Origin of the sequence: Lacibacter sediminis (genome assembly GCF_014168535.1) — a bacterium.
Taxonomy (GTDB): Bacteria; Bacteroidota; Bacteroidia; order Chitinophagales; family Chitinophagaceae; genus Lacibacter; species Lacibacter sediminis.
Genome location: NZ_CP060007.1, coordinates 3,883,647 through 3,908,951, shown reverse-complemented (window position 1 = coordinate 3,908,951; position 25,305 = coordinate 3,883,647). Strand labels below are relative to the sequence as shown.

At 41.6% G+C, this 25,305-nt stretch carries 18 protein-coding genes; 12 read left to right on the top strand and 6 right to left on the bottom strand.

What is annotated here, in order from left to right; genetic code table 11:
* Positions 1-9: 9 nt before the first annotated feature.
* Entirely contained in the window at positions 10-888 is an 879-nt protein-coding gene (locus tag H4075_RS16585; protein ID WP_182801945.1) for an AraC family transcriptional regulator, read from the bottom strand.
* A gap of 125 nt (positions 889-1,013) precedes the next feature.
* Between H4075_RS16585 and H4075_RS16580 the strand changes: the two genes are divergently transcribed.
* The 10 genes from H4075_RS16580 (at position 1,014) to bshC (ending at position 15,382) form a co-directional block, all read left to right on the top strand.
* On the top strand, positions 1,014-1,910 hold the full coding sequence (locus H4075_RS16580; RefSeq protein WP_182801944.1) for a dihydrodipicolinate synthase family protein: 897 nt from the start codon (positions 1,014-1,016) through the stop codon (positions 1,908-1,910).
* Between the two features lie 17 nt (positions 1,911-1,927).
* Entirely contained in the window at positions 1,928-3,412 is a 1,485-nt protein-coding gene (locus H4075_RS16575) for an aldehyde dehydrogenase (NADP(+)) (protein ID WP_182801943.1), read from the top strand.
* Positions 3,413-3,436: 24 nt separating this feature from the next.
* Positions 3,437-5,743: a WD40/YVTN/BNR-like repeat-containing protein gene (locus H4075_RS16570; RefSeq protein ID WP_182801942.1), complete on the top strand. Its 2,307-nt coding sequence runs from the start codon at positions 3,437-3,439 to the stop codon at positions 5,741-5,743.
* Positions 5,743-6,810, top strand: a complete 1,068-nt coding sequence (locus H4075_RS16565; RefSeq protein WP_182801941.1) for a 4-hydroxyproline epimerase — start codon at positions 5,743-5,745, stop codon at positions 6,808-6,810. The genes H4075_RS16570 and H4075_RS16565 overlap by 1 nt, the downstream gene beginning before the upstream one ends.
* Before the next feature lie 92 nt (positions 6,811-6,902).
* Entirely contained in the window at positions 6,903-7,193 is a 291-nt protein-coding gene (locus tag H4075_RS16560; RefSeq protein ID WP_182801940.1) for a YciI family protein, read from the top strand.
* Positions 7,194-7,268: 75 nt separating this feature from the next.
* On the top strand, positions 7,269-9,233 hold the full coding sequence (locus tag H4075_RS16555) for a glycoside hydrolase family 127 protein (protein ID WP_182801939.1): 1,965 nt from the start codon (positions 7,269-7,271) through the stop codon (positions 9,231-9,233).
* An 8-nt stretch (positions 9,234-9,241) separates the two neighbouring features.
* A complete protein-coding gene (locus H4075_RS16550; RefSeq protein ID WP_182801938.1) occupies positions 9,242-11,596 on the top strand; it encodes a glycoside hydrolase family 127 protein in 2,355 nt (784 codons plus the stop codon).
* 1 nt (position 11,597) lies between these two features.
* Positions 11,598-12,842, top strand: coding sequence for an NAD(P)/FAD-dependent oxidoreductase (locus tag H4075_RS16545; protein ID WP_182801937.1), 1,245 nt, complete (start codon positions 11,598-11,600; stop codon positions 12,840-12,842).
* A gap of 41 nt (positions 12,843-12,883) precedes the next feature.
* The gene (locus H4075_RS16540) at positions 12,884-13,714 is read left to right on the top strand and encodes an SMP-30/gluconolactonase/LRE family protein (protein ID WP_182801936.1); all 831 of its coding nucleotides are present in this window, start codon (positions 12,884-12,886) and stop codon (positions 13,712-13,714) included.
* A 66-nt stretch (positions 13,715-13,780) separates the two neighbouring features.
* Positions 13,781-15,382: a bacillithiol biosynthesis cysteine-adding enzyme BshC gene (gene bshC / locus H4075_RS16535; RefSeq protein ID WP_182801935.1), complete on the top strand. Its 1,602-nt coding sequence runs from the start codon at positions 13,781-13,783 to the stop codon at positions 15,380-15,382.
* A 1-nt stretch (position 15,383) separates the two neighbouring features.
* Here bshC and purE read toward each other — a convergent pair whose 3' ends face one another.
* From purE to H4075_RS16510, 5 genes are all read right to left on the bottom strand, one after another.
* Positions 15,384-15,899, bottom strand: coding sequence for a 5-(carboxyamino)imidazole ribonucleotide mutase (gene purE / locus H4075_RS16530; protein ID WP_182801934.1), 516 nt, complete (start codon positions 15,897-15,899; stop codon positions 15,384-15,386).
* A 90-nt stretch (positions 15,900-15,989) separates the two neighbouring features.
* Positions 15,990-17,303 (bottom strand): TolC family protein, encoded by a 1,314-nt coding sequence (locus H4075_RS16525; protein ID WP_182801933.1) that lies wholly within the window; start codon positions 17,301-17,303, stop codon positions 15,990-15,992.
* Positions 17,260-20,358: an efflux RND transporter permease subunit gene (locus H4075_RS16520; RefSeq protein ID WP_182801932.1), complete on the bottom strand. Its 3,099-nt coding sequence runs from the start codon at positions 20,356-20,358 to the stop codon at positions 17,260-17,262. The genes H4075_RS16525 and H4075_RS16520 overlap by 44 nt, the downstream gene beginning before the upstream one ends.
* A 6-nt stretch (positions 20,359-20,364) precedes the next feature.
* Complete coding sequence (locus H4075_RS16515; RefSeq protein WP_182801931.1) at positions 20,365-21,408, bottom strand: efflux RND transporter periplasmic adaptor subunit; 1,044 nt, start codon at positions 21,406-21,408, stop codon at positions 20,365-20,367.
* A 130-nt stretch (positions 21,409-21,538) separates the two neighbouring features.
* Positions 21,539-22,663, bottom strand: a complete 1,125-nt coding sequence (locus H4075_RS16510; protein WP_182801930.1) for a 5-(carboxyamino)imidazole ribonucleotide synthase — start codon at positions 22,661-22,663, stop codon at positions 21,539-21,541.
* Positions 22,664-22,882: 219 nt separating this feature from the next.
* On the opposite strand from H4075_RS16510, the gene hppD reads away from it, so the two are divergent.
* The gene (hppD, locus tag H4075_RS16505; protein ID WP_182801929.1) at positions 22,883-24,013 is read left to right on the top strand and encodes a 4-hydroxyphenylpyruvate dioxygenase; all 1,131 of its coding nucleotides are present in this window, start codon (positions 22,883-22,885) and stop codon (positions 24,011-24,013) included.
* Between the two features lie 91 nt (positions 24,014-24,104).
* Complete coding sequence (locus tag H4075_RS16500; RefSeq protein ID WP_182801928.1) at positions 24,105-25,277, top strand: energy transducer TonB; 1,173 nt, start codon at positions 24,105-24,107, stop codon at positions 25,275-25,277.
* Positions 25,278-25,305: the final 28 nt, after the last annotated feature.

The following is a 25,305-nucleotide window of genomic DNA, read 5'->3' as shown; positions in this document are numbered from 1 at the left end:
GAAAGGCCGTCAGTTTACCTGCTGACGGTAATCGGCCAAATAACGGGAGGGAGAGACGCCGGTTACCTGCTTAAACACCCGGTTAAAACTCACGGCACTGCTGAAACCACATTCATACGCCACTGCTGAAATAGCAACAGCAGCATTTCCGGTCATTTTTTTGCAGGCTTCGTTGATGCGTATTTCGTTGAGAAAACTGATATATGTTTTGCGGGTATGTTTTTTAAAGTAGCGACAAAAAGCCTGTACCGTTAAATGTGCAACTGCAGCGATCTGTTCAAGGCTGATGTGTTCGGTGTAATGTTCCATCGTGTAACGGTACACATCATTCATCCGTAAACCTTCTGTATCGGAAATACTGTAAATAGTTGATGCCGATGAAAGAACACGATTGCCTTTGCTGTTACTGAGCGTTTGCAACAATTGAATAAAAGATGAAAGACGATAAGCTTGTTTGGCCTGTTGCACCTGCTGCATCTCATCAAAAATCTTTTTTGTTGATGCTGAAGCAATTTTTAACCCGGAGTTGGTTTGTTCGATGAAACGGCGGGTCGGTTTTGTTTCGGGCAATGCGAGTACAGTTTCATAGAGTTGTGCAGGCTTAAAGAAAAGTGATAGTGCTTCCACCTTTTTCTTCTTGCGTTTATCAAAGTATATGGGATCACTTTTAAAGAGGTGTGGTTGATTGGCGCCGAGGATATAAATATCACCCGGCATGAACGGCTGCATGTAATTGCCAGCAATGAGCGTACCTGTTCCTTCTTTTATATAAGTAATCTGAATTTCCTGGTGCCTGTGAAGGTGTACATAAAAATGTGGTAACACTTCGTGCTGCACCACAATGGAACTGTCACCCGCCACCGGTATGGTAAACTGTACAATCTTCATTTTAGCAAATATTAGCCTGTTTTGTAAAAATACAGGTATATCGGGTTAATATCGGTAAAGAATCCGTTAAGAACCGCCTCTCTTTTCTTTCACGTATGGGTTACTTTCGTTTAAAATTTTATACTATGTCATTCGAATGGAAAGGAGTATTCCCCGCTTTGCTTACACCGTTTACCGCTAACGATGAAGTTGATCTCGCAATGTTTGAAACAAACCTGCAGGCGCAACTTGATGCAGGTGTGCATGGTGTGATCATTGGTGGTTCACTCGGCGAAGCCAGCACCATTACTGCTGAAGAAAAAGAATTACTGATCAAACATGCGATCAAATTTCTCAACGGAAGAATTCCGGTGATCATGAATATTGCAGAGAGCACAACCAAAGATGCCGTGCAACAGGCAGCTAATGCCAAAGCATGGGGGGCAGCAGGATTAATGCTGTTACCACCGATGCGTTACAAAAGTGATGACAGGGAAACAGTGGAATATTTTAAAACCATTGCCAAGTCAACCGATCTGCCGATCATGATCTATAACAACCCGGTTGATTATAAAATTGATGTTACACTCGATATGTTTGAAGAACTGATCGAATGCAGCAACATCACTGCGGTGAAAGAAAGTACAAGAGATGTAACCAACGTAACTCGTTTGATCAATCGTTTTGGAACAAGATTGAAAATTCTTTGCGGTGTAGATACATTGGCAATGGAAGAATTGTGTTTGGGTGCTGATGGATGGGTTGCAGGTTTGGTTTGTGGATTCCCCAAAGAAACAGTAACGATTTATAACCTGGTAAAAGCAGGTAAGATTGCAGAGGCTGCAGCCATCTATCGCTGGTTCATGCCGTTGCTGGAACTGGATATTCATCCTAAGCTAGTACAATATATTAAACTGGCGGCTACACAAGCCGGAATTGGGAGTGAATATGTTCGTGCTCCTCGATTAACTTTACAGGGCAGCGAACGAACTCGTATTTTAAAAATCATTAACGATGGACTTGCTGCACGACCGGTTTTATAATCCATCAAACAACAAACATGAATTTAGCAGATACGCCGTTACATGAAATTGATGCTTACATGCAGGAAGCATGGAAAGCTTTTCATATCTATCGCAAAAAAAGTTTGAAAGAACGAGCAGCCTTTATACGTTCTATTGCTATTGAATTAGAAAACTGCGGCGATACATTGATTCAAACAGCCATGCGTGAAACGCATTTGCCCGAAGCAAGATTAAGAGGTGAACGTGGACGTACTATTTTTCAATTGAACAGTTATGCCGATGCATGCGAACGTGGCGAATGGCTCGAAGCAAGTATTGATACAGCAATACCCGACAAAGTGCCAGCAAAACCCGATATCAGAAAAATGCTGATACCAATGGGACCTGTTGTCGTATTTGGTTCAAGCAACTTTCCTTTTGCGTATTCAACAGCTGGTGGTGATACAGCGTGTGCATTGGCAGCCGGTTGTCCGGTGATTGTAAAAGCACATCCTGCGCATCCGGAAACATCGCACATCGTTGCCGATGCGATCTTTAAAGCAGCAGCATTTAATAATTTACCATTGGGTGTGTTTACTCATGTGTATGGCGCAAGTTTTGAAACAGGCAAAGCATTGGTGACACATCCGCTTACAAAAGCCGTTGGGTTCACCGGTTCGTATGGCGGTGGTAAACAACTATTCGATTGGGCCAACCAACGTAAAGAGCCGATTCCTGTATTTGCAGAAATGGGCAGTGTGAATCCGGTGTTTTTATTACCGGAGAAATTAGCAAGTGATCCAGCAGGTATCGCAACAGCTTATGCAGGTTCCATTACATTAGGGGTAGGACAGTTTTGTACCAACCCAGGTTTGATCGTTGCCATTGAAAGTGATGCATTGAAAACATTTACGCATGATCTTGGTAAAGCAATCCAAAAAACACAACCTGCTGCTATGTTGCATGCAGGTATTGTGAAAGCATACAAAGAGAAAAAAGGAAATGCATTGCTGCAGGACGAGGTACACCTTGTTGCAGAAAGTGAAACAGCAGTGAAAGAAGATGAAGGTTTGCCAACTGTTGCTACTGCAAGTGCAGAAACATTTTTAAACAATCCGTTATTACACCAGGAAGTATTTGGTCCTTACTCACTCATCATCCGTTGTAAGAATGAAGCAGAGATGCTGGAGGTTGCACAACATCTGGAAGGACAGTTGACCGCAACACTCATGGCAACGACAAGTGAGTTGAAGAAGAATGAAGAATTGATCGAAGCCGTTAAAAATATCTGCGGTCGTTTTATTTTGAATGGAGTACCAACAGGTGTAGAAGTTTGTTTAAGTATGCATCATGGTGGTCCGTTTCCTTCGACAACCGATAGTCGTTATACAAGTGTTGGTGCAGATGGAATCAAACGTTTTGCACGACCGATCTCATTACAAAACTGGGACAACGAATTGTTGCCCGATGAATTGAAGAATGAAAATCCATTAGGCATCTGGCGCAGAGTGAACAGTGAGTTGACGAAGAAACCTGTCTGAATCATTTTAATCACATAACCATCCATGCGAAAGTTTTTTCTTTTTCTGCTCTTGCCTTTTTGTGCTGTGGCGCAAAACAAGAGTACAACAGGCGCACAAAAGATCGCTGCATTTAAACAACAGCAATTGTTATTGCAGCAATCGCCGTATAAAGACCTGCAGTGGCGCTTAACGGGGCCCGATAACCGAAGTGGTCGCAGTACCGATGTGGTGGGAATCACCGGTAATCCCAATGTGTTTTACGCAGCATTTGCAACAGGTGGTTTATGGAAAACAGAAGATGCAGGTACAACCTGGAAGCCAATCTTTGATCAAGAAGCAACACAATCCATCGGCAATATTGCATTGGCTAAATCTGATCCCAACACATTATATGTTGGTACAGGTGAAGCAAATATTTTCCGTGCATCGTTGCCTGGCATCGGCATGTATAAAACAACCAATGCAGGAAAAACATTTCAGCATATTGGTTTGGAAAATACTGGAACGATTGCACGTGTCATCGTTCATCCAAAAAATGCAAATGTTGTTTATGTGGCTGCAAGTGGTAACGAATGGACATACAACAAAGACCGTGGTGTTTATCTTACAACCGATGGCGGCAAAACATGGAAGAATATTTTGTTTGAAAGTGAAAAGAGTGGATGTATTGATCTTGTGATGGATCCATCTGATCCCAATACATTATATGCAAGCATGTGGAATCGCATCCGTAAACGCTGGAGCGATCCGGTACCTGAAGATGGCGATAATTTGTACAAAACAACTGATGCCGGCAAAACATGGAAGAAGATCACCAAAGGTTTGCCTGATACAAAACTCACAGGCCGCATAGGCCTTGCCGCTAGTCATTCGAACCCGAATGTATTGTATGCGTTTGTGGATGATCATAATAAAAAGCGTGATCCGAATCCCGGTGAAACAGATAGCTACGAACGTAAAGTGCAGAAGGTTGTGATCGGTGCAGCGATCTATCGCAGCAGTAACAAAGGTGAGAGTTGGGAGAAGATGGGAGAGGTGCACGATTTCTTAAAACCATTCTCCGGAACCTATGGTTGGGTGTTCAGTCAAATTAGAGTACATCCGAAAAATGAAAACCGGGTTTATGCATTTGGTGTCGAGAAGGCGATCAGTGAAGATGGAGGTAAAACATGGAAGGTTTGGGAAGCAACCGATAAACAAAGCGAGTGGACACATGGTGATCATCATGCATTATGGATCGATGAAGAAAATCCTGATCGCATGATCATGGGTGATGATGGTGGTGTTTCTATTACTTATAACGGAGGAGAGAAATGGAAAAATTTCTTTGATGAAATTCCTACTACACAATTCTATACGGTTGCATACGATATGCAAACACCTTTCAACATTTTTGGTGCAGTGCAGGATGAAGGCACAATGAGCGGTAATGTAAGCAACACATTTGGTCAAGCAGCCGATACCACACTTCGCCCATGGCGTATGGCACCGGGTGGTGAAGGAACACAAATTGCTGTTGATCCTATGGATGCAAATATTGTGTACGCCTCTTCTTACTACGGACGTTTGATGCGTACCGATATAAGCAAAGGAAGAAGAGAAGGCATGAAGCAATTCAAACAATTTGATGTGGGTCGTATTGATTCGTTGCGTGGCGAGTGGCTCGCCGCAACCATCATGAGTAAGTTCAATAACAAAGTGCTTTATCATGGTTTGCAGCATCTGTACAAAACAGAAGACGGCGGTGAAACATGGAAAATGATCAGCAGCGATCTTTCGTATAACAGGAAAGAGCGCAATGGAAATTATCCTTACCTCATTTATCACCAGGCGATCACTGCTGTTGCAGAAGGGAACAAAGCAGGTGTAGTATATGCCGGTACTGATGATGGTCGTGTTTGGTTAACAACAAACGATGGCACTAGTTGGAAAGAAATTACCAAAGGACTTCCTTACAATAAACATGTGGCGAAGATTGTTGCATCTGCATTCAATCCTTCAAGAGTGTATGTAGTGTTGAATGATCGTCGTGCAGATAACAATACGCCTTATGTTTATGTAAGTGATGATTACGGTGCAACCTGGAAATCCATTGCTTCTAATCTTCCTGCATCTCCAGCAAACGTCATTGCAGAACATCCGGATAATGCAAACGTTTTATTCTGTGGAACAGACTTTGGTGTGTACATGAGTAAAGATGGCGGCAAAAAATGGATCGCTATCAACGGAACTATTCCTGAATCTGTTTCTGTGAATGATCTGTTCATTCATCCGAGAGATAAAAAATTAGTGATCGGCACGTACGGCCGTGGTGTTTATGTACTCGACGATTTAAACAGTTTACAATAATGGCAACAAGCCCTATCATAAAAAAATATCCCAACAGTTCGCTCAATCGTTTTAGTGGCTGGGCGTTTCATTGTGTGGATGCACATACCTGCGGCAATCCTGTTCGGTTGGTTGCGGAAGGTGGTCCTGCATTGGAAGGAAATAACATGAGTGAAAAACGGCAACACTTTTTAAAAGAGTATGACTGGATAAGAAAAGGATTGATGTTTGAACCACGTGGACATGATATGATGAGTGGAAGTATTTTGTATCCGCCGCATGATCCGCAGAATGATGTAGCTGTTTTGTTTATTGAAACAAGTGGTTGCTTACCAATGTGCGGACATGGAACAATTGGTACGATCACAATTGCAGTAGAAGAGAGATTGATCATTCCAAAAACACAGGGCATCATTCGTATGGAAGCACCGGCCGGTTTAGTAATGATTGAATACACTATGACTGGCCTTGGCCTTCAGGCCAAGGTAAAAAGTGTAAAGCTTACCAACGTGCCAGCATATTTGCATTCAACGGAGTTAACAGTTGATTGTCCTGAGTTGGGTGAATTAGTAATTGATGTTTCATACGGTGGAAATTTTTATGCCATTGTTGATGTACAGAAAAATTTCAAGGGTCTTGAACATTATGCAGCTGATAAACTCATTGCATGGGCAAGAGAGTTACGCAAGAACATCAATGCGAAATATACATTTGTTCATCCGCAGGATGCAACGATCAATGGTTGTAGTCATATTTTATGGACGGGTGCTGTGATCGATCCCACATCAACTGCACGCAATGCCGTGTTCTATGGCGATAAAGCCATTGATCGTAGTCCATGTGGTACGGGTACTTCTGCACGCATGGCGCAATGGTATGCAAAAGGTAAGTTGAAGAAAGGTGATCAGTTCATTCACGAAAGCATCATCGGCAGTAAGTTCATTGGTACCATTGAAGAAGAGCTTGAAGTGAATGGCATCAAAGCCATCCGGCCGGGTATTGAAGGTTGGGCGAAGATCTATGGTTATAATACAATTAGCATTGATAGGGAGGATGATCCGTATGCGTATGGGTTCCAGGTGATTTAAAACCCTCCCGACCTCCCTGAAAGGAGGCCATCAAACGCACAAGCTAACTTATTTGAACATCTTCTTTTTAATGAAGTTTAAACGAAAGTAGTATGCAACAATATGTCATCATTGCGCAGGACGGAACAGATGAAGATGCATTGGAAAGAAGAATGCTGGCTCGTCCGTTTCATTTGGCTGGTGCAAAGAAATTAAAAGAGCAAAACAACTTTGTTGTTGGTGGTGCCACGCTTGATGAAGAAGGAAAGATGCGTGGTTCGATCATGATTGTTCAGTTTGAAACAAAAGAAGATTTTGATCATTGGTATACAAACGAACCATACATTAAAGACGGGGTTTGGAAAACGATTGAAGTAAAATCATTCAGAGTAGCAGACGTTTAAAAAAGCTGCATAGAAATAAGATAGCACAAGTGTGCGACGCAACGTATGACTAATAGTAATTCAACAGCTCAGAACATGAAAAAAAATACTTTCCTCTTACTTGTTTGCCTGTTTCAGTTAAACCTGTTTGCCCAAACCAACTTACAGAAAATTGAGTTCATCAATTTTTCGCAGGTGAATGTGACTGATGCATTCTGGAAACCAAAGATCGATAAAGTGGCAACGAAAACATTAGCGGCCTGTATTTATCAAACAGAAGTTGCTACGCCACGTTTAAAAAATTTTGAACGTGTTGCAAGAAACAAGGGTGAACAGCACGAAGGTATTTTTTATGATGACAGCGATGTGTTCAAAGCATTGGAAGCAATGGCGTATTCGTTAAAGACGCATCCGAATGCAGAGATGGAAAAGAAATGCGATGAGTGGATCGATAAGATAGCAGCTGCACAACAACCGGATGGTTACCTCAACACCTGGTACACATTGAAGGGTTTGCAGGATCGTTACACCGATATGAGCATGCATGAAGATTACAATGCAGGCCACATGATCGAAGCGGCAGTTGCGTATTACAATGCAACAGGCAAACGTAAATTTTTAGATGTGTGCATTAAGTGGGCCGATCATTTTGATGCATTGTTTGGTCCCGGTAAACGTCATTGGGTAACCGGTCACCAGGAACTGGAATTAGCATTGGTGAAATTGTATAAGACAACCAAGAATGAAAAATATTTAAAACTTGCTGATTGGTTATTGAGCGAACGTGGCAAACGTTTGGCAAAAGGTTATACATGGACCGATTGGAAAGACACGGCTTATGCGCAGGATATTTTGCCTGTGAAAGAACAAACACAAATCACCGGTCATGCAGTACGTGCGATGTATATGTACACGGGCGCAGCTGATGTGGCAGCACAAACAGGTGATGTGGATTATATGCGAGCCATGAAAAAAGTATGGGAAGATGTGGTGTATCGTAATATGTATATCACCGGTGGTATCGGTTCGGCAGGAAGTAATGAAGGTTTCAGTAATGATTATGATCTGCCGAATGAACAGGCCTATTGTGAAACCTGTGCAAGTGTGGGCATGGTGTTCTGGAACCAGCGCATGAATGCATTAACAGGTGATGCGATGTATATGGATGTGTTGGAACGCAGTTTATATAATGGTGCGTTGGACGGTTTGAGTTTAACCGGCGATCGTTTCTTTTATGGTAATCCTTTGGCATCACGTGGACAGCATCAACGAAGAGAATGGTTTGGTACCGCTTGCTGTCCTGCAAATATTGCACGCATGGTGGCATCACTCGGCGATTATATTTATGCAAAAAGCGATGATGGTATTTATATGAATTTGTTTGTAGGCAGTAATACAAGTATTCAGTTGCCAAAAACAAAAGTGGATTTGAAGATGGAAACAAATTATCCATGGGATGGGAAAGTGAAAGTTGTTGTCAGTCCGGAAAAAAAGGGAAAGTTTAGATTGAGTATCCGTATCCCCGGTTGGTATAAGAATGGTTCAGTACCGGGAGATCTGTATGTGCATGGAGGTGATGCTTTTTCGGCAACACCAGGTATTGCAATAAATGGTAAGCCGGTGGTAGTGACAGATAATGATGGATACCTTTCGGTATATCGTGAATGGAAGCAAGGCGATATTGTTGAATTTGAATTTGCCATGAACACCTATACTGTTACTGCAAAAGATTCATTAAAGCAAAACAACAATCGAATCGCCATCCAACGTGGACCAATTGTGTATTGTGTAGAAGGTGCAGATAATAATAACAAAGCATGGAATATTGTGTTGCCTCCCAATACAAAGTTTGAAACCATCGATTACAAAATAATGGATGAGCCGGTGAAAGCATTAACAGCAGAAGTGCCGGTTGTACTTGTTGGGGAAGATGGTTTATCGATCCGTACTGAAAAGCGGAAGATCATTGCCATTCCTTATTACACATGGGCCAACCGTGGTAAAAATGAAATGCAGGTGTGGTTGCCAACAACGATTAAAGATGTAAAAATTAATTACTGAGTAGTAACATGAAGAAATTCGTCTGCACAATTACGTTGTTGTCTTCGCTGCTGTTGTGTGCTGCACAATCGTACATACCCGAAAAGAAAAATGCAAAAGTAAAAGTGCAGCCTGTTGTGCAGGTGAAAGCCTTTGCATTTCCGTTGAGTGATGTAAAACTGTTGGCAAGCCCGTTTACAAAAGCCATGCAGCTGGATAGTGCTTACCTGTTATCGTTAAGTGCAGATAGGTTGCTGTACCGCTTTTATAAAAATGCAGGACTGCCGGTGAAAGATTCGATCTATGGCGGATGGGAGAGTGATGGATTATCGGGACATACATTAGGGCATTATTTATCTGCAGCTTCAATGATGTATGTGTCGACAGGCAATGCAGAATTTAAAAAACGCATTGATTATATCGTTAACGAATTGGAACGTTGCCAGCTTGCACGCAAGACCGGTTATATTGGTGCCATACCAAAAGAAGATTCCATTTTTGGAAAAGTAGCAAAGGGAGAAATTAAATCATCGGGTTTTGATCTGAACGGAGGATGGAGCCCCTGGTATACGGTGCATAAAGTAATGGCAGGTTTATGCGATGCGTATTTGTATTGCAACAGCAACAAAGCATTGAAGCTGGTAACAGGCATGGCCGACTGGACATACAACACCGTGAATCATTTGCCCGATTCAACACGATTGAAAATGTTGAACTGTGAATACGGTGGGATGAATGATGTGCTGGCGAATATTTATTCTTTCACCGGCAACAAAAAATATCTTGATCTCTCGTATAAATTTTACGATGAGTTTGTAATGGGCAAACTGGCGCAACGCATCGATCCTTTGCCCGGCAAACACAGCAATACGAATGTGCCGAAAGCAATCGGCAGCGCACGGCAATATGAATTAACCGGAAACAAAAGTGATGCTACTATTGCCTCGTTCTTTTGGGAAACGATGGTGCACAACCATAGTTATGTAATTGGTGGCAACAGCAACTACGAGTATTGCGGCGAAGCAGGGAAACTCAACGATCGGTTAAGCGATAATACCTGCGAAACCTGCAACACCTACAATATGCTTAAGCTGACAAGGCATTTGTTTGCATGGCAGCCATCTGCACAGTTGATGGATTATTACGAACGTGCATTATACAATCATATTCTTGCGTCACAAAATCCGGAGAATGGCATGATGACTTATTTTGTTCCATTGCGCATGGGTACAAAAAAACAGTTCAGCGATCAGTTCAATACATTCACCTGCTGCGTGGGAAGTGGTATTGAAAATCATGCGAAGTATGCAGAACAGATATACAGTTATGATGGCAAGAATAATCTCTACGTCAATCTTTTTATTCCTTCTGTGTTGAACTGGAAAGAAAAGAACATCCGCATTACACAAACCAATTATATTCCTGAAAGTAAACAGGTGAGGCTTGTTGTTACTGCAGCAAAACCCTCTTCGTTTACATTAAAGATCCGTAAACCCTCGTGGAGCAATACAACTGCAGTAATTAAAGTAAACAATGCTGCGGTAAAAACCGAAACCGATGCAGCTGGTTATTTAACAGCCACCCGTATTTGGAAAAACGGTGATGTTGTAACAGTTGATCTCGACATGAATTTGTATACCGAAGCAATGCCGGACAATCCCAATCGTATTGCATTCAAATACGGCCCGTTGGTATTGGCAGGTTTGTTAGGAAAAGAAAAACCCGATCCTGTTATTGGAGTGCCGGTGTTGTTGACTTCAAACCGTAATGTAAACGATTGGATTCAACCATCTTCTTCTTTACAATTTCAAATGAAGAACGTAGGTAAGCCGTTTGATGTGAAGTTGATCCCGTTCTATCAAACCTACGATCAGTATTACAGTGTGTATTGGGATTATTTTACACCAACTGAATTTGCAAAGCTGCAGGCCGATTATGAAGCGGAGAAAAAGCGTGTGCAGGAAATTGAAAACAGAACTATTGATAACTTTCGTGTGGGTGAAATGCAACCCGAACGTGATCATAACCTCAAAGCAACAGAACGTTCTTATGTAAGCGATGCTATGGACAGGATGGGTCGTGAAGCAAGAAGCAATAACAACTTCGAGTTTGAAATGAAAGTGGATGATTCGGTAACAAATTCTTTACTGTTCACCTATATCGGCGATGATAAGGATCGTGTATTTGATATCTTAGTGGACGGTGTAAAGCTTGTAACGGTAGATTGGAAGGGAGGTAAGACAGGTAAGTTTTATGATATCGAATACAAACTACCTGCAGCAATGATCAGCGGTAAAACAAAGATCACCGTGAAGGTTGAGGCGAACCATGGAAAAACAGCAGGACGTGTATTTGGTGTACGTACAATAAAAGATCAGCAATAAAATGGGCAAAGCAATTGTAATTGGCGGTGGTATTATTGGTTTAAGTTCGGCTTACTATCTGCAGCAAAGCGGGTGGGGTGTAACTCTATTGGACAAAGATGATTTTTCTGATAACTGTTCGTATGGCAACGCAGGCTATGTTTGTCCGAGCCATTTTATTCCATTGGCAACACCGGGTATTGTAACACAGGGTTTGAAATGGATGTGGAATTCAAGAAGCCCTTTTTATGTGGAGCCAAGATTAAATGCGGCACTTATTTCGTGGGGGTTAAAATTCATGAAGAGCGCTACTGCAAAACATGTTGCAGAATCGGCTATTCCTCTCCGTGATATTGCGTTGCTTAGTCAACAGTTGTACGAAGAATGGACAACCATTCCCGGTTTCGATTTTGCGTATGAAAAGAAGGGGCTCCTGGAAATGTTTCAAACAGAGGCGAACGAAGAACACTCACATCATGTAGCTGAGGAAGCAAAAAAACTTGGTTTGGAAGCAGTGATGTTATCGAAAGAAGAAGTACAGGCCATGGAGCCACAGGTTGAATTGAATATACGTGGTGCGCTGTATTTTAAATGCGATGCACATTTGTATCCGCAGAAATTAATGAAGGGCTTGCTGAACATACTTCAGCAAAAAAGTGTGCAGTTAATTCCGCAGCAGGAAGTAACGGGTTTCGAAATGAGTAATGATCAGATCAAATCTGTTATCAGTAACAAGCAACGTTACGATGCAGACATGGTAGTTATAGCAACAGGATCATGGTCGAGAGAAATGGCTGCAAAGCTCGGTCTGAATTTACCACTCATGCCTGGCCGTGGTTATTCAGTTACATTGGAAGATTCTCCGTTTACATTTAATCATCCTGCGGTGTTGCAGGAAGGTCGTGTAGCCATCACACCCATGGACAGAAATAAGATCCGTTTTGGTGGTACGATGGAAATCACCTCAATCAAAACGCCTCCACGATATAAGCGGGTAGAAGGTATTTTAAATGCAGTAGAACGGTTTGTCCCGCAGTTTAAAATTCCGATGCCATCGCAGGAAAATATCTGGTATGGCTATCGTCCCTGTTCAGCCGATGGATTGCCTTATATCGGTAAAATAAAATCGAATGCCATTATTGCAACCGGTCATGCAATGATCGGGTTGAGTGTGGGTGCAGGCACTGGTAAGCTTGTTGCGGAGATTGCGAATGGCGAAACACCCAGCGTGGATATCAACCCATATAATCCCAAAAGGTTTTCCTAATTTGCTGTGCATTTTGCAAAACAATCTGCACACTGAGTAATATGAAACAGCTTGTATCCATTCTTCTGTTTACTTCCATTCTGTTCACAGCAACTGCACAACATCAACTTGTAAAACTGTGGGAAACAGATACCACGTTGAAAGTTCCTGAATCGGTTTTTATCGATCATAAAAACAGTGTGTTGTATGTATCCAATATCGATGGGCAGCCGTGGGCAAAGGATGGAAAAGGTTCTATCGGTAAAGTGGGTATGGACGGAAAAGTTATTACAGCTGAATGGATAACCGGTTTGCAGGCGCCCAAAGGAATGGGCATGCACAAAAATCATTTGTATGTGGCCGATCTTAATGAAGTAGTGGTGATCGATATTACCAAAGGAGCAATTGTTGATCGCATCGTTGTTGATGGAGCTGTTACGTTAAACGATATCAGTGTAGAAGAAAACGGAACAGTGTATGTGTCGGATTCACGAGGAAGAAAAGTTTACAGCATTGAAAATAAAAAAGCTACCGTACTGCTCGATACAATGCAATTGAAAGGACCGAATGGTGTATTAAAGCACAAAGGAAGTTTGTACATACTGGATGCAGGCAGTATGTACCGTATGGAGAAAAACGGATCGCTCACCAAACTTGCCGACGGAATGGAAGCCAGCACAGATGGTGTTGAACATGTTACCGGCGGCGATTATATTGTTTCAACATGGATCGGAGTGGTGTACTATGTAAATGCAGATGGCACCAAGCAAGTGTTGCTTGATGGAAGGGAACAAAAGATCAACTCTGCCGATATTGGCTATGATGCTGCGAAACGCATCGTATACGTCCCTACTTTCTGGCGAAATTCGGTAGTGGCCTACGAACTCAAATAAAGGAATGTGAAAACTTGTCGGACGGTTGTTTGTAACCGTCAGGATGTTCCTAATTTTACAAAACGTATGGACTGTACATCGCAACGGATCACTTACCGTAACACGGCTGCTTTTTCAACAATTGTTTTGGATTACCTGGATGATGCTGTGGCATTAAAGCCCTTCTATGTGCATCGCCCCAATATCGAAGGAATCAAGCATGCTATTGCACAACGTTCGGCGTTCAAGACCAACCGTCGGGTATTGGTTGATCATTTGAGAAAGCAATATGCGGCAGTAAATGAATCGACAGCGGTAAACCGCAATATTGAGTTACTATTAAAGGAAAATACGTTTACGATTACAACAGCCCATCAGCCCAACTTATTTACGGGGCCGCTCTACTTCATTTATAAAATTCTGCATGCCATTAAACTGGCCGATACTTTAAAGCAGGAGTTAACCCAATACAATTTTATACCCGTGTATTACATGGGCAGCGAAGATGCTGACTTTGAAGAACTGAGTTATGCTACTGTGAATGGCGTGAAGTATCAATGGGCCACTAAACAGAACGGAGCCTTTGGCAGGATGATTGTTGATAAACACATTACTCAACTCATTCATGCCATCAGCGGACAATTACTGGTAGAGCCACATGGTAAAGAAATTATAGACGCCTTGCTTGCATCGTACAAAGAGAAAACAACCATACAGGATGCAACTTTTGCCTTTGTACATTTCCTGTTCGAACGTTTTGGTTTGATTGTGATCAATGCTGATGCGAAAGAGTTGAAGCAACAGATGATTCCTGTGTTTGAAGATGAGCTGCTCAATCGTTCATCAGCAAAACAGGTGGCAGATACAATTCATAAACTCGATGCACATTACAAAGTACAGGCAGGCGGCAGAGAGATCAACTTATTTTATTTTGATGAAGACCTGCGTGAACGGATAGAAGCAGATGGCGATGGATTTGCTGTTGCAAATACAACCATCAAGTTTACGAAAGAAGAAGTGCTGAAAGAGTTAAAAGAACATCCTGAGCGTTTCAGCCCGAATGTGATTCTTCGTGGATTGTACCAGGATACGATTCTTCCAAATATTGCATTCATTGGCGGTGGTGGAGAGTTGGCTTATTGGTTAGAGTTGAAGAATGTGTTTGCACATCATCACGTTCCATATCCTGTGTTGGTCTTACGAAATTCATTTCTTGTAACACAAAAGCAATGGATCAGTAAGATTGAGAAGCTTGGTTTTACTGTTGAGGATTTTTTCAAAAGCAGCGAAGCTTTACTTAATCAATATGTACATCGAACAACAGTAAATAAAATTCAACTCAACGGCACGTTAACCAAGGCTGAGGAGTTGTATGAATTATTGAAAGAACAAGCGGCAACCGTTGATCTCACCTTGCTTCAACATGTTGAAGCATTAAAAGTAAAAGCTGTTTATCGTTTGCAGGAACTGGAAAAGAAAATCATTCGTGCAGAAAAAAGAAAGTATGCCGATGAGCAACGTCAGATACAAACAATCAAACAACAACTTTTTCCCGGTAATGGATTGCAGGAGCGTAAAGAAAGTTTTCTAAGTTTTTATGCAAAAGAGGGAAGTGGTTTTATTGATGCATTGTATCAACATTCACTTTCTTTGGAGCAGGACTTTGTGGTATTAACAACGAAAAAGTAAATCAATCAAACTTATTATCCCATCCCTGCTGTTTCAACTTAGTAACCTTGGTGAGCACTTCATCATTCATACTTGATTTGTAAGCAGAAATCTTTGCAGCAACATTCTCATCAAATGTACCAATGATCTCTGCAGCGAGTATGCCTGCATTCTTTGCAGCATTCAAAGCAACGGTAGCAACAGGCACACCATTCGGCATTTGCAGAATAGAAAGAACAGAGTCCCAACCATCAATTGAGTTCGATGATTTTACAGGTACACCAATTACAGGTAAGATTGTAATACTCGCAACCATGCCCGGTAAATGGGCTGCACCACCGGCACCGGCAATAATTACTTTCAATCCTCTTTCTCTTGCAGTTTTTGCATACTCCACCATGCGAAGAGGTGTGCGATGAGCTGATACAACCGTTAATTCATAATCGATACCAAATTCTTTCAGAATATCGGCTGCAGGTTGCATAACAGGAAGATCGCTGTCGCTGCCCATAATAATACCAATGATCGGAGTTGCCATAAATTGATTTATGCAAAGAAACAAAACTAAAGGCAGTAAAAAAAGAAAGGTCCGGCTGACTGGCCGAACCTTTAAATAAGTTGAGTTGAATTATAGTTTATTGAGATCCCCCGCCAGCAACTTCATCTCAGCTTCAGCCAGCTTTGCCATGTAAAGAGAATTGATGTAGCGTGTTTGCCCATTGATATAATCGATCTGCACCTGACGCAATTCAAGTGATGTAATGGCCAGCTTACGGAAACGCTCGGTAGCGATCACATTGTTTTCTTCAATTAATGCCAATGTGTTTTTTTCAAGCTTTACCAAATTGAGTGCATTCTGAAAATTATAAAAAGCATTCAGCAAACTTGTATTCACCTGGTTCTTTAAACGGTCAATAACGATCTGTTGGTTCTTGATACCAATATCTGCCACCTGTTCCTGGCGTTTGATATTTCCGCCTTGAAATATTGGAATAGCAATACCAATATTTCCGTTTGGTCCGAGGTTACGGTTAAACAAGGTGAAACCGGCATCGTTCTTACTTTGTGATAAGTTGAAGTTGCCATTGAGTGTAACCGAAGGCAAACGCTGAGAAATGATCTCACGTTTTTGTTGTACCAACACAGATAAGCTGCTTTGAGCCAGTAACAGATCATAGTTATCTGTTGTAGCTTTTTGTTGCAATGCAGCATAGCTAACGGTTGCATCGGGCTCTATCACTTCCATTACTTCAAAAATCGTTTCGGGTTTACGTGCCAGTAAATTATTGAAGTTAGCTTTGGCTACACGAATATTATTTTCAATGGCCAGCAAACTTCCTTTTTGTTGATTGAGATCTACTTCTGCCTGCAGGAAATCTGTTTTAGGTGCAGTTCCAATGGTAAACCTGCTTTCAGCTATCAGCTTACGTTCTTCAAAAAATTTGATGGTTGCCTGTAATGCTTTTCGTTGTTGATTGAGCTGTACAATTTCATAGTAAGCAGCAATCACATTAAATACAGTTGTGTTTACCTGGCTGCGGAAACTCAATTCACCGATCTTTTCTAATTCTTCTAACCGACGTTTACTGGCAAACATCCGCATGCCATCAAAAATGCGCCAGCTTACAGCAAAACCTGCGTTGAGGTTCCGCAAAATGGCACCATTACGTTTAATGGTTGTGCCGTTTGTTAACCGCTGTTCAAGATTATTAGACGCAATGCCGAGAGTACTGTTGAGATTTATGTTAGGCCATAAACCGGCTGTGCCCCAATTATTATTGATAGCGCCGATCTGTTGTTCATTCTTTACGATCTCTACATCAAAGTTTTTTTCAACGGCCATGCGTATAGCATCATCAACACTGAGCTTTGATGGTTCCTGCGCAAAGGCAAGTATATTAATCAGACAACTTGCTAATAGCAGCTTCAGTTTCTTCTTCATGCACTTTAATTTTTTTGGATGACAGGTACGAATACATTGCAGGAATGACAAACAGTGTCAATACCAACGAAAACATAATTCCACCAACGATTACTATACCCAACGGAATACGGCTTGTTGATGCTGCACCTAACGACAAGGCCAATGGTAATGCACCGAGTGCCATAGCCAGGCTCGTCATTAAGATGGGACGCAAACGCATGGTGGCTGCTTCAATAACCGCAGGCTTCTTCAACATGCCGGCATGTTTTTTCTGATTGGCAAATTCAACGATCAGGATACCGTTCTTGGTTACAAGCCCGATCAACATGATCATACCAATTTGTGAAAAGATATTGATGGTTTGATCGAACAACCACAATGAGAATAATGCACCGGCAATAGCCAATGGTACCGTAAACATGATCACCAACGGATCAATAAAACTTTCAAACTGTGCAGCCAATACAAGGAAGATCAATATCAATGCAAGACCCAATGCGAAAAATGTATTACCACTGCTCTCAGCAAAATCTCTTGAGTTGCCAGACAGTGCTGTGTTGAACGATTCATCGAGCAACTTATCAGCAATGGCTTCCATTTCCTTAATCCCATCACCAATCGTTTTACCCGGTGCTAAACCTGCACTGATCGTTGCTGATTTATAACGGTTGAAATGGTAAAGCGTTGGTGGTGTTGTTTCTTCTTCAAAACTTACGAATTGATCAACAGAGATCATTTGTCCTGAAGCATTGCGAACGAAAAGATTTTTCAGATCGGTTGGATCATCACGATCATCTCTTAATACCTGGCCAATTACCTGGTACTGTTTACCATCTTTAATAAAGTAACCAAGTCTTCTGTTACTCAACGATAACTGCATCAATTCTGAAATATCGGTGACACTTACACCTAACTCACTTGCACGTAAACGATCAATATTTAAACGCAGTTCAGGTTTATTGAATTTAAGGTCAACATCAACACTGGAAAACACAGGATTCCGCTGGGCTTCTTCCAGGAACTTCGGCAATACTTCTTTCAATTTATCAAAATTGTTATTCTGTACAACAAACGCAACCGGTAAACCACCACGGCGGTTTACTGAAATAGTTTGTTCCTGGATGGCAAAAGCTCTTCCTTCATTATACTTTGGCAAATTTCGATTGATAACATCAACGATCTCCTGTTGTGAACGATCACGTTCATCAGGATCAACAAGCAATGAACGAACAAAACCACTGTTTACCGATCCTGCTCCGGTAAAGCCCGGTGCAGTAACGGAGATGAGTACCTTATTTTCGGGCACACTATCCAATACAAGCTGGTTAAGTTTATCGATATAAGCATCCATTGCTTCAAAACTGGTTCCCTCGGGAGCACTTACCTGTAAGCGGAACTGGCTTCGGTCTTCCATTGGTGCAAGCTCGCTTTGCAGTGAATTACCAATCATCCAGATGATACCAAAACAAGCGATGATTAAAATCAGTGCCACCCATCTTACACGCATAAAACCAATAAGCAGTTTATGGTATCCACGCTCCATACCGGTAAAGAATGGTTCTGTTACACGATAGAACCAGCCATGCCTTGTACCGCCTTTGCGGGTTAAATAAACGTTGAGTACAGGTGTTAAGGTAAGTGATACAAATGCAGAAATTAATACCGCACCTGCTACCACAATACCAAACTCACGGAACAAACGACCCACAAATCCTTCTAAGAAAATGATTGGAAGAAATACTACTGCTAATGTGATGGAGGTTGCAATAACGGCGAAATAAATTTCTTTGGAACCTTCACGGGCAGCCTTGTATTTATCCATGCCCTGTTCCATTTTCTTAAAGATATTTTCTGTTACCACAATACCATCATCCACCACCAAACCTGTTGCCAATACAATAGCAAGAAGCGTAAGTACATTAATGGTAAAGCCGCTCAGGTACATAATAAAGAATGCACCGATCAATGAAACAGGAATATCGATCAACGGACGGATCGCAACGATCCAGTCACGGAAAAAGAGGAAGATAATAAGCACCACCAATGCAAAAGAAAGTACAAGTGTTTCCTCTACTTCCGCAATGGATTTACGTACAAATTTTGTTTGATCCATACCCACATCAAGTGTAATATCTGCAGGTACTTCTTTTTTGATCTGTTCGTAACGTTTATAAAATTCATCGGCAATAGCAACATAGTTACTGCCCGGTTGCGGAACAATTGCCAGGGCGATCATTGGCGTTCCACTTTCTTTCAAACCACTTTCTTCATTCTCCGGGCCAAGTACAACCTGTCCTACGTCTTTTAATTTAATATCACGCCCTTCTATATTTGCAACAATGAGATTATTGAAATCTTCTTCTGTTGTTAATCGACCGAACGTGCGAACGGTTAACTCCATGGAGTTACCTGAAATTTTACCGGAGGGCAATTCCAGGTTTTCACGTTGCAGTGCCGTCTGCACATCTTTTGCAGTTAGCTTGTATGATAATAGTTTTTCGGGTTCAAACCAGATACGCATAGCATACCTTTTTTCACCCCAGATATTCACAGTACTAACACCGGGAATGGTTTGTATGCGTTCGAGTAAATTGTTTGTTGCATATTCTGTTACCTGTAAAGGATTCCTGCTCTCACTTTGAATAGTCATGGAAAGAATCGGATCACTGCTGGCATCTGCTTTTGTAACAACAGGTGGGGCATCAAGATCGGCAGGGAGTGAACGAACTGTTTGTGATACTTTATCACGCACATCATTTGCTGCTTCTTCAAGATTAAAACCTAATTCGAACTCAACATTGATATTGCTGTTACCCTGGCTGCTGCTGCTCGTAATATTTTTTACGCCTGCAATACCGTTGATCGATTTCTCCAACGGTTCTGTGATCTGCGATTCAATTACATCGGCATTTGCACCGGGGTATGAAGTACGTACACTGATATTGGGAGGATCAATTGCCGGGTAATCACGAATACCTAAGAAACGAAACCCGATGACGCCAAACAATACGATCATGATGTTCATCACAATGGCCAGCACGGGTCGCTTCAAACTCAGTTCGGAAATAGTCATACGTTATTATTGAACTTTAGAGAGTTTCACTTTTGCCTCTGGTTTTAAACCGAGTAGTCCGGTTGTAATAATGGTATCACCAGGAACAACACCACCTGTAATTTCTACATTAGCAGAATCACGGATACCTGTTTGCACATCTACAAATTTGGCAATGCCATCTCTGTAAACAATTAATTTTTTACCTCTTGCCTGTGGCAATATGGCTTGCGCCGGAACAAGGATAGCATTATCATTTCTTGCAAAGTCCATATCAACTTTTGCAAACGAGCCGGGTACCAATGAAGCATCATTTTGCTGAACCATGCAACGCACATTCAAACCACGTGTCGTTTCACTTACGGTTGATTCAGTAGCATACACTTTTGCAATGAACTTGCGGTTGCTTCCTTCAGTTGAAAAGCTGATGCTTTGACCAATGCGAATTTTGGAAGTATATTTTTCCGGAACGCTGAACTGTAATTTCATCTGGCTTACCTGGCGAAGACTTGTGATGATAGTTGCAGGAGTGATGTAAGCGCCATTCGAAATATTTCTAAAACCGATGCGTCCGTTAAAGGGAGCACGGATCTCTGTTTTTACAATATTTGTACGCAGCAGTTCAATATCTGCATTGATATTACTCACCTGTAAAAAACTAAGATCGTAATCCTGCTGACTGATGCCACTTATTTTCAACAACTCTTTGTTACGCTCTTCTGTTTTTTCAGCGATCTGCAACTGCACCTGCAGCTTTTTCAATTGAGCCTGCAGATCACCATCAAACAGTTTTACGAGTAATGCACCTTTGTTCACAAAAGCTCCCTCGTTAATAGAATGTGAAACTACACGACCACTTACTTCAGCCTGTATCTGTGTTTCCTCCATGGGTAAAAGAGTGCCGGGAAGTTGCACGGGCTCACTAACAGATCCTGTTTTAACGATGTAGCCAACAACCGTCATGGGTCCTTGTTGACGGCCTCCCTGTGCTGCTGCGGATTGTTTTTTTTCGTCTTTACAGCTTATTGCCAAAACAAAAATGGCAGCTGCAACCAATGTAATTATTCTCATGTGTTTTATAGAATGGCTAAAGGTAAGCATAGAACAATTTTATGCCCCCACAGTTGGATGAGTGGTAAAAACAATGGTTAGGGATAGGGTATAAGTGCTTGTATCCGAATTCCTGCGAATGAAATGGCTTTTATTTTGTTTTTACTTTCAGTAAATGTTTGATGCGGTTGGCTTTATACGTTAGTTCGCTTCGGTCTTTGCCAATAACGGTAACGTGGCCCATTTTACGACCGGGTTTGGTATGTGACTTACCATAAATATGCACGAATGCGTTTTCCATTTTCAGTACATCTTCAAGACCTTCATAGTAAGCAGGACCGCTGTAACCTTCTTCTCCTACGATATTTAAAATAACGGATGGCATAATTGCATCAGTGCAACCAAGTGGGTAACCAAGCATAATGCGCCACAACATATCAAACTGCGATGAATAATTTCCTTCAATGCTGTGATGCCCACTGTTGTGTACACGTGGAGCTGTTTCATTCACCAATACATCACCGTTCTTGTCAACAAATAATTCCACAGCAAATAAACCCGGCGATTCAAGATTGCGTACAACTGCCATGGCAATGGCTTCCAATTTCCAGAATGTTTTTTCAGGAAGTTCTGAAGGTGAAACCTGATAGTCAAGTAAATTCAACAATGGGTCAAAAACCATTTCAGCAGGCGGGTACATGGTTGTTTCACCATCTTGCCCCACTGCTACGATCATGGCAATTTCTTTTTGAATAGGCACCAGTTTTTCTAAAACAGCAGGTGCATCAAAACCGCGTTCAAGATCAGCAGCAGTTTTTAAAAGTTCAACACCACGACCATCATAACCACCCATGCCTACTTTATGCGCTGCCGGTAAAAAAGAAACCAATGCGTTCAGTTCTTCTTTGTTTTCGGTGATCACAAACTCAGATGTTGGTATCTGGTGATGTTGATAGAATTTCTTCTGTTCGATTTTATTTTTGATGATGCGCAAAGCGGATGGTTTTGGAAAAACATTTACGCCTTCCGCTTCCAGCTTCTCCAGTGCTTCCACATTTACACTTTCAATTTCAATGGTAATGGCATCTAATCCCTTCCCAAAATTGTAAACGGTTTCAAAATCTTTAATATCACCTTTTGTGAAATGATGACAGAGATGGGCTGAGGGGCACTGTTCATCGTTTTCCAGTACAAACGTTTCAACGGGGTAGTTGGCAGCTGCCTGTAATAACATACGGCCTAATTGTCCGCCGCCGAGGATACCAATTTTTTGCATGTGGCAAAGATAATTGCTTGAGAGGTTTCTGTTTGAAGCTTAATAGTTTAATTTTGCCCCATGCACCCCGATTATGCCAATAAACGCTTTCACGATAAACGCAGCAACTACTGTTTGCTGATGGAAGTATTGGCGATTGACTCCAACTGATTGTTTGAGAAAGGTTCTGCTCTTTGAACCTGATTGGTCTCCCTTTTATTGAATTTAAAATCAACAATCATGTCAACAATTGCTGTTAACAAGAAACAAGCTGCACAACAGGATTTTCTTCCATTACACGGAACTGATTATGTAGAATTTTACGTGGGTAATGCCAAACAGGCAGCTCATTTTTATATCACCGCTTTTGGTTTTCAGCCACTGGCATATGCCGGACCGGAAACCGGAAGCAAAGACAGAGTAAGTTATGTGGTGCGTCAGAACAAACTCACATTTATGCTTACTACTGCACTTCGTTCTGATAATGCAATAGCTGACCATGTTTATAAGCATGGTGATGGCGTAAAAGCATTGGCATTAAAAGTTGATGATGCCGCTTCGGCTTTGCATGAAACAACCAGCCGTGGTGCAAAACTCTACCAGGAAACCACAACACTTTCTGATGAGCAGGGGAAGGTGGTCATCAGTGGTATACATACCTATGGCGATACCGTTCATTTATTTATTGAACGAAAAGATTACCACGGCGTATTCATGCCGGGCTTTCGTGCATGGAACAATCCTCATTTTAAAGTACCAGACACAGGACTGCAATATGTTGATCATTGTGTGGGTAATGTTGGCTGGAATCAAATGAATCCATGGGTAAGTTTTTATGAAAACGTGATGGGCTTCCGCAACATCCTCACGTTTGATGATAACGATATTTCAACGGAATACTCTGCATTGATGAGTAAAGTGATGAGCAATGGAAACGGCTATGTAAAGTTCCCCATCAATGAACCTGCGGAAGGAAAAAAGAAATCACAGGTTGAAGAGTATTTAGATTATTATAATGGAGAAGGTGTGCAACATGTGGCGCTTGCGACAAATAATATTGTAGAAACAGTAATGGATTTGAGAAGCAGAGGGATAGAATTTCTGCAAGTACCTACTACTTATTATGATGATCTGCTCGATCGAGTGGGTCATATTGACGAAGATCTTGCGCCATTGAAAGAATTAGGAATTCTGGTGGATAGAGACGATGAAGGGTATTTACTTCAGATTTTTACCAAACCGGTTGAGGACCGTCCTACGCTGTTTTTTGAGATCATTCAGCGTAAAGGTGCCCAGAGTTTTGGTAAAGGAAACTTTAAAGCTTTGTTTGAAGCAATTGAAAGGGAGCAGGAAGCCAGGGGAAATCTGTAATTTTACGGGGCAGTTTTACTGCCCCTTTTCATTTGATTTTATCCACAATTTGAAATATTTTTGACAGCGTCCCGTTCATAATAAATCCAGTATGCTCAACAAAAGCCTTTTATTCATTTTTAGTTTGAGCCTGTTTGTAACAGGTGTTTTTGCACAATCGCCATATGAGGGGAGCAGTGCTACCGTTTCAGCCGCCCGAAGTTTTAAAGGAGCCGGTATATTTTCCAAAGTAGAAGATTCATTGCGTAAAGAATTAAAGGAAAAAGGATTTCAATGGCCTTTAAAGTACATGTATGTGCGTGCCTTTAAACACGAGAAGCAATTGGAGGTTTGGCTGAAGAATGACTGGGAGGAAAAGTTTGAACTCTTCAAAGTGTATAAAGTATGTGCAACATCCGGCACTTACGGACCCAAACGTAAAGAAGGCGATAAGCAGATACCTGAAGGTTTCTATTATATCAATGAATTTAAGCCCAACAGTAATTATCATCTGGCATTGGGCTTGAACTATCCCAACGCATCCGATGCGATTTTAAGTGACCATACAAAACCAGGTGGTGATATTTACATTCATGGTAACTGCGTTACCATTGGTTGTTTACCGTTGACCGATTCATTGATCGAGCAAGTGTATTATTTAGCATCGGTTGTAAAAGACCAGGGGCAGGATTTTATTCCTGTGCATATTTATCCAGTTCGGTATGATAATCAAAAAGGAATGGAGCAACTCGTAACGAAAACGAAACACAAACAGGATGTGCAGGAGTTTGCAAAGCAGATCAAGGATGCGTATGAGTTTTTTGAAGATACACATCAGTTGCCTACTGTTTTAATTGCCAGGAACGGAACGTATGTAGTGGCCACAAACCCTGAAACGCCGAAAGTAAAGCGTATTAAAGTAATTGAAACCAATAACAAAGCAAATCCATATGCTGCCTGGGCATTAGAAGAAAAAGTGGATCGTGTTCCTTTTCATATAGATGGTAATGCCGCCTTGCAGAAGTGGTTGTTTAATTTAAGTCAATCTTTAGTTCCACTCTTAGATGGAAACGCTTCAATGTCGTTGCAGGTTGAATTCATTGTCGATAAAAATGGCAACACTGCATTGGCGACCGTTATTCGTGGTGGTCATGCTGAATTGAACAGAAAAGTGAAAGAGCGTTTTGAAAAAGAATTAAAATGGCAGCCGGCATTAAAAGACGGTCAGCCTGTTAATACTAAACTGATTCAGAACCTCAATATTGCAGCGCCGGAAGATTTATAGTATCTTTCAAGTTCGAACCACAAAACCC

Coding starts and splice junctions, on each gene's coding strand:
- H4075_RS16585 (WP_182801945.1), bottom strand. CDS start 888: ATGAAGATTGTACAGTTTACCATACCGGTGGCGGGTGACAGTTCCATT.
- H4075_RS16580 (WP_182801944.1), top strand. CDS start 1,014: ATGTCATTCGAATGGAAAGGAGTATTCCCCGCTTTGCTTACACCGTTT.
- H4075_RS16575 (WP_182801943.1), top strand. CDS start 1,928: ATGAATTTAGCAGATACGCCGTTACATGAAATTGATGCTTACATGCAG.
- H4075_RS16570 (WP_182801942.1), top strand. CDS start 3,437: ATGCGAAAGTTTTTTCTTTTTCTGCTCTTGCCTTTTTGTGCTGTGGCG.
- H4075_RS16565 (WP_182801941.1), top strand. CDS start 5,743: ATGGCAACAAGCCCTATCATAAAAAAATATCCCAACAGTTCGCTCAAT.
- H4075_RS16560 (WP_182801940.1), top strand. CDS start 6,903: ATGCAACAATATGTCATCATTGCGCAGGACGGAACAGATGAAGATGCA.
- H4075_RS16555 (WP_182801939.1), top strand. CDS start 7,269: ATGAAAAAAAATACTTTCCTCTTACTTGTTTGCCTGTTTCAGTTAAAC.
- H4075_RS16550 (WP_182801938.1), top strand. CDS start 9,242: ATGAAGAAATTCGTCTGCACAATTACGTTGTTGTCTTCGCTGCTGTTG.
- H4075_RS16545 (WP_182801937.1), top strand. CDS start 11,598: ATGGGCAAAGCAATTGTAATTGGCGGTGGTATTATTGGTTTAAGTTCG.
- H4075_RS16540 (WP_182801936.1), top strand. CDS start 12,884: ATGAAACAGCTTGTATCCATTCTTCTGTTTACTTCCATTCTGTTCACA.
- bshC (WP_182801935.1), top strand. CDS start 13,781: ATGGACTGTACATCGCAACGGATCACTTACCGTAACACGGCTGCTTTT.
- purE (WP_182801934.1), bottom strand. CDS start 15,899: ATGGCAACTCCGATCATTGGTATTATTATGGGCAGCGACAGCGATCTT.
- H4075_RS16525 (WP_182801933.1), bottom strand. CDS start 17,303: ATGAAGAAGAAACTGAAGCTGCTATTAGCAAGTTGTCTGATTAATATA.
- H4075_RS16520 (WP_182801932.1), bottom strand. CDS start 20,358: ATGACTATTTCCGAACTGAGTTTGAAGCGACCCGTGCTGGCCATTGTG.
- H4075_RS16515 (WP_182801931.1), bottom strand. CDS start 21,408: ATGAGAATAATTACATTGGTTGCAGCTGCCATTTTTGTTTTGGCAATA.
- H4075_RS16510 (WP_182801930.1), bottom strand. CDS start 22,663: ATGCAAAAAATTGGTATCCTCGGCGGCGGACAATTAGGCCGTATGTTA.
- hppD (WP_182801929.1), top strand. CDS start 22,883: ATGTCAACAATTGCTGTTAACAAGAAACAAGCTGCACAACAGGATTTT.
- H4075_RS16500 (WP_182801928.1), top strand. CDS start 24,105: ATGCTCAACAAAAGCCTTTTATTCATTTTTAGTTTGAGCCTGTTTGTA.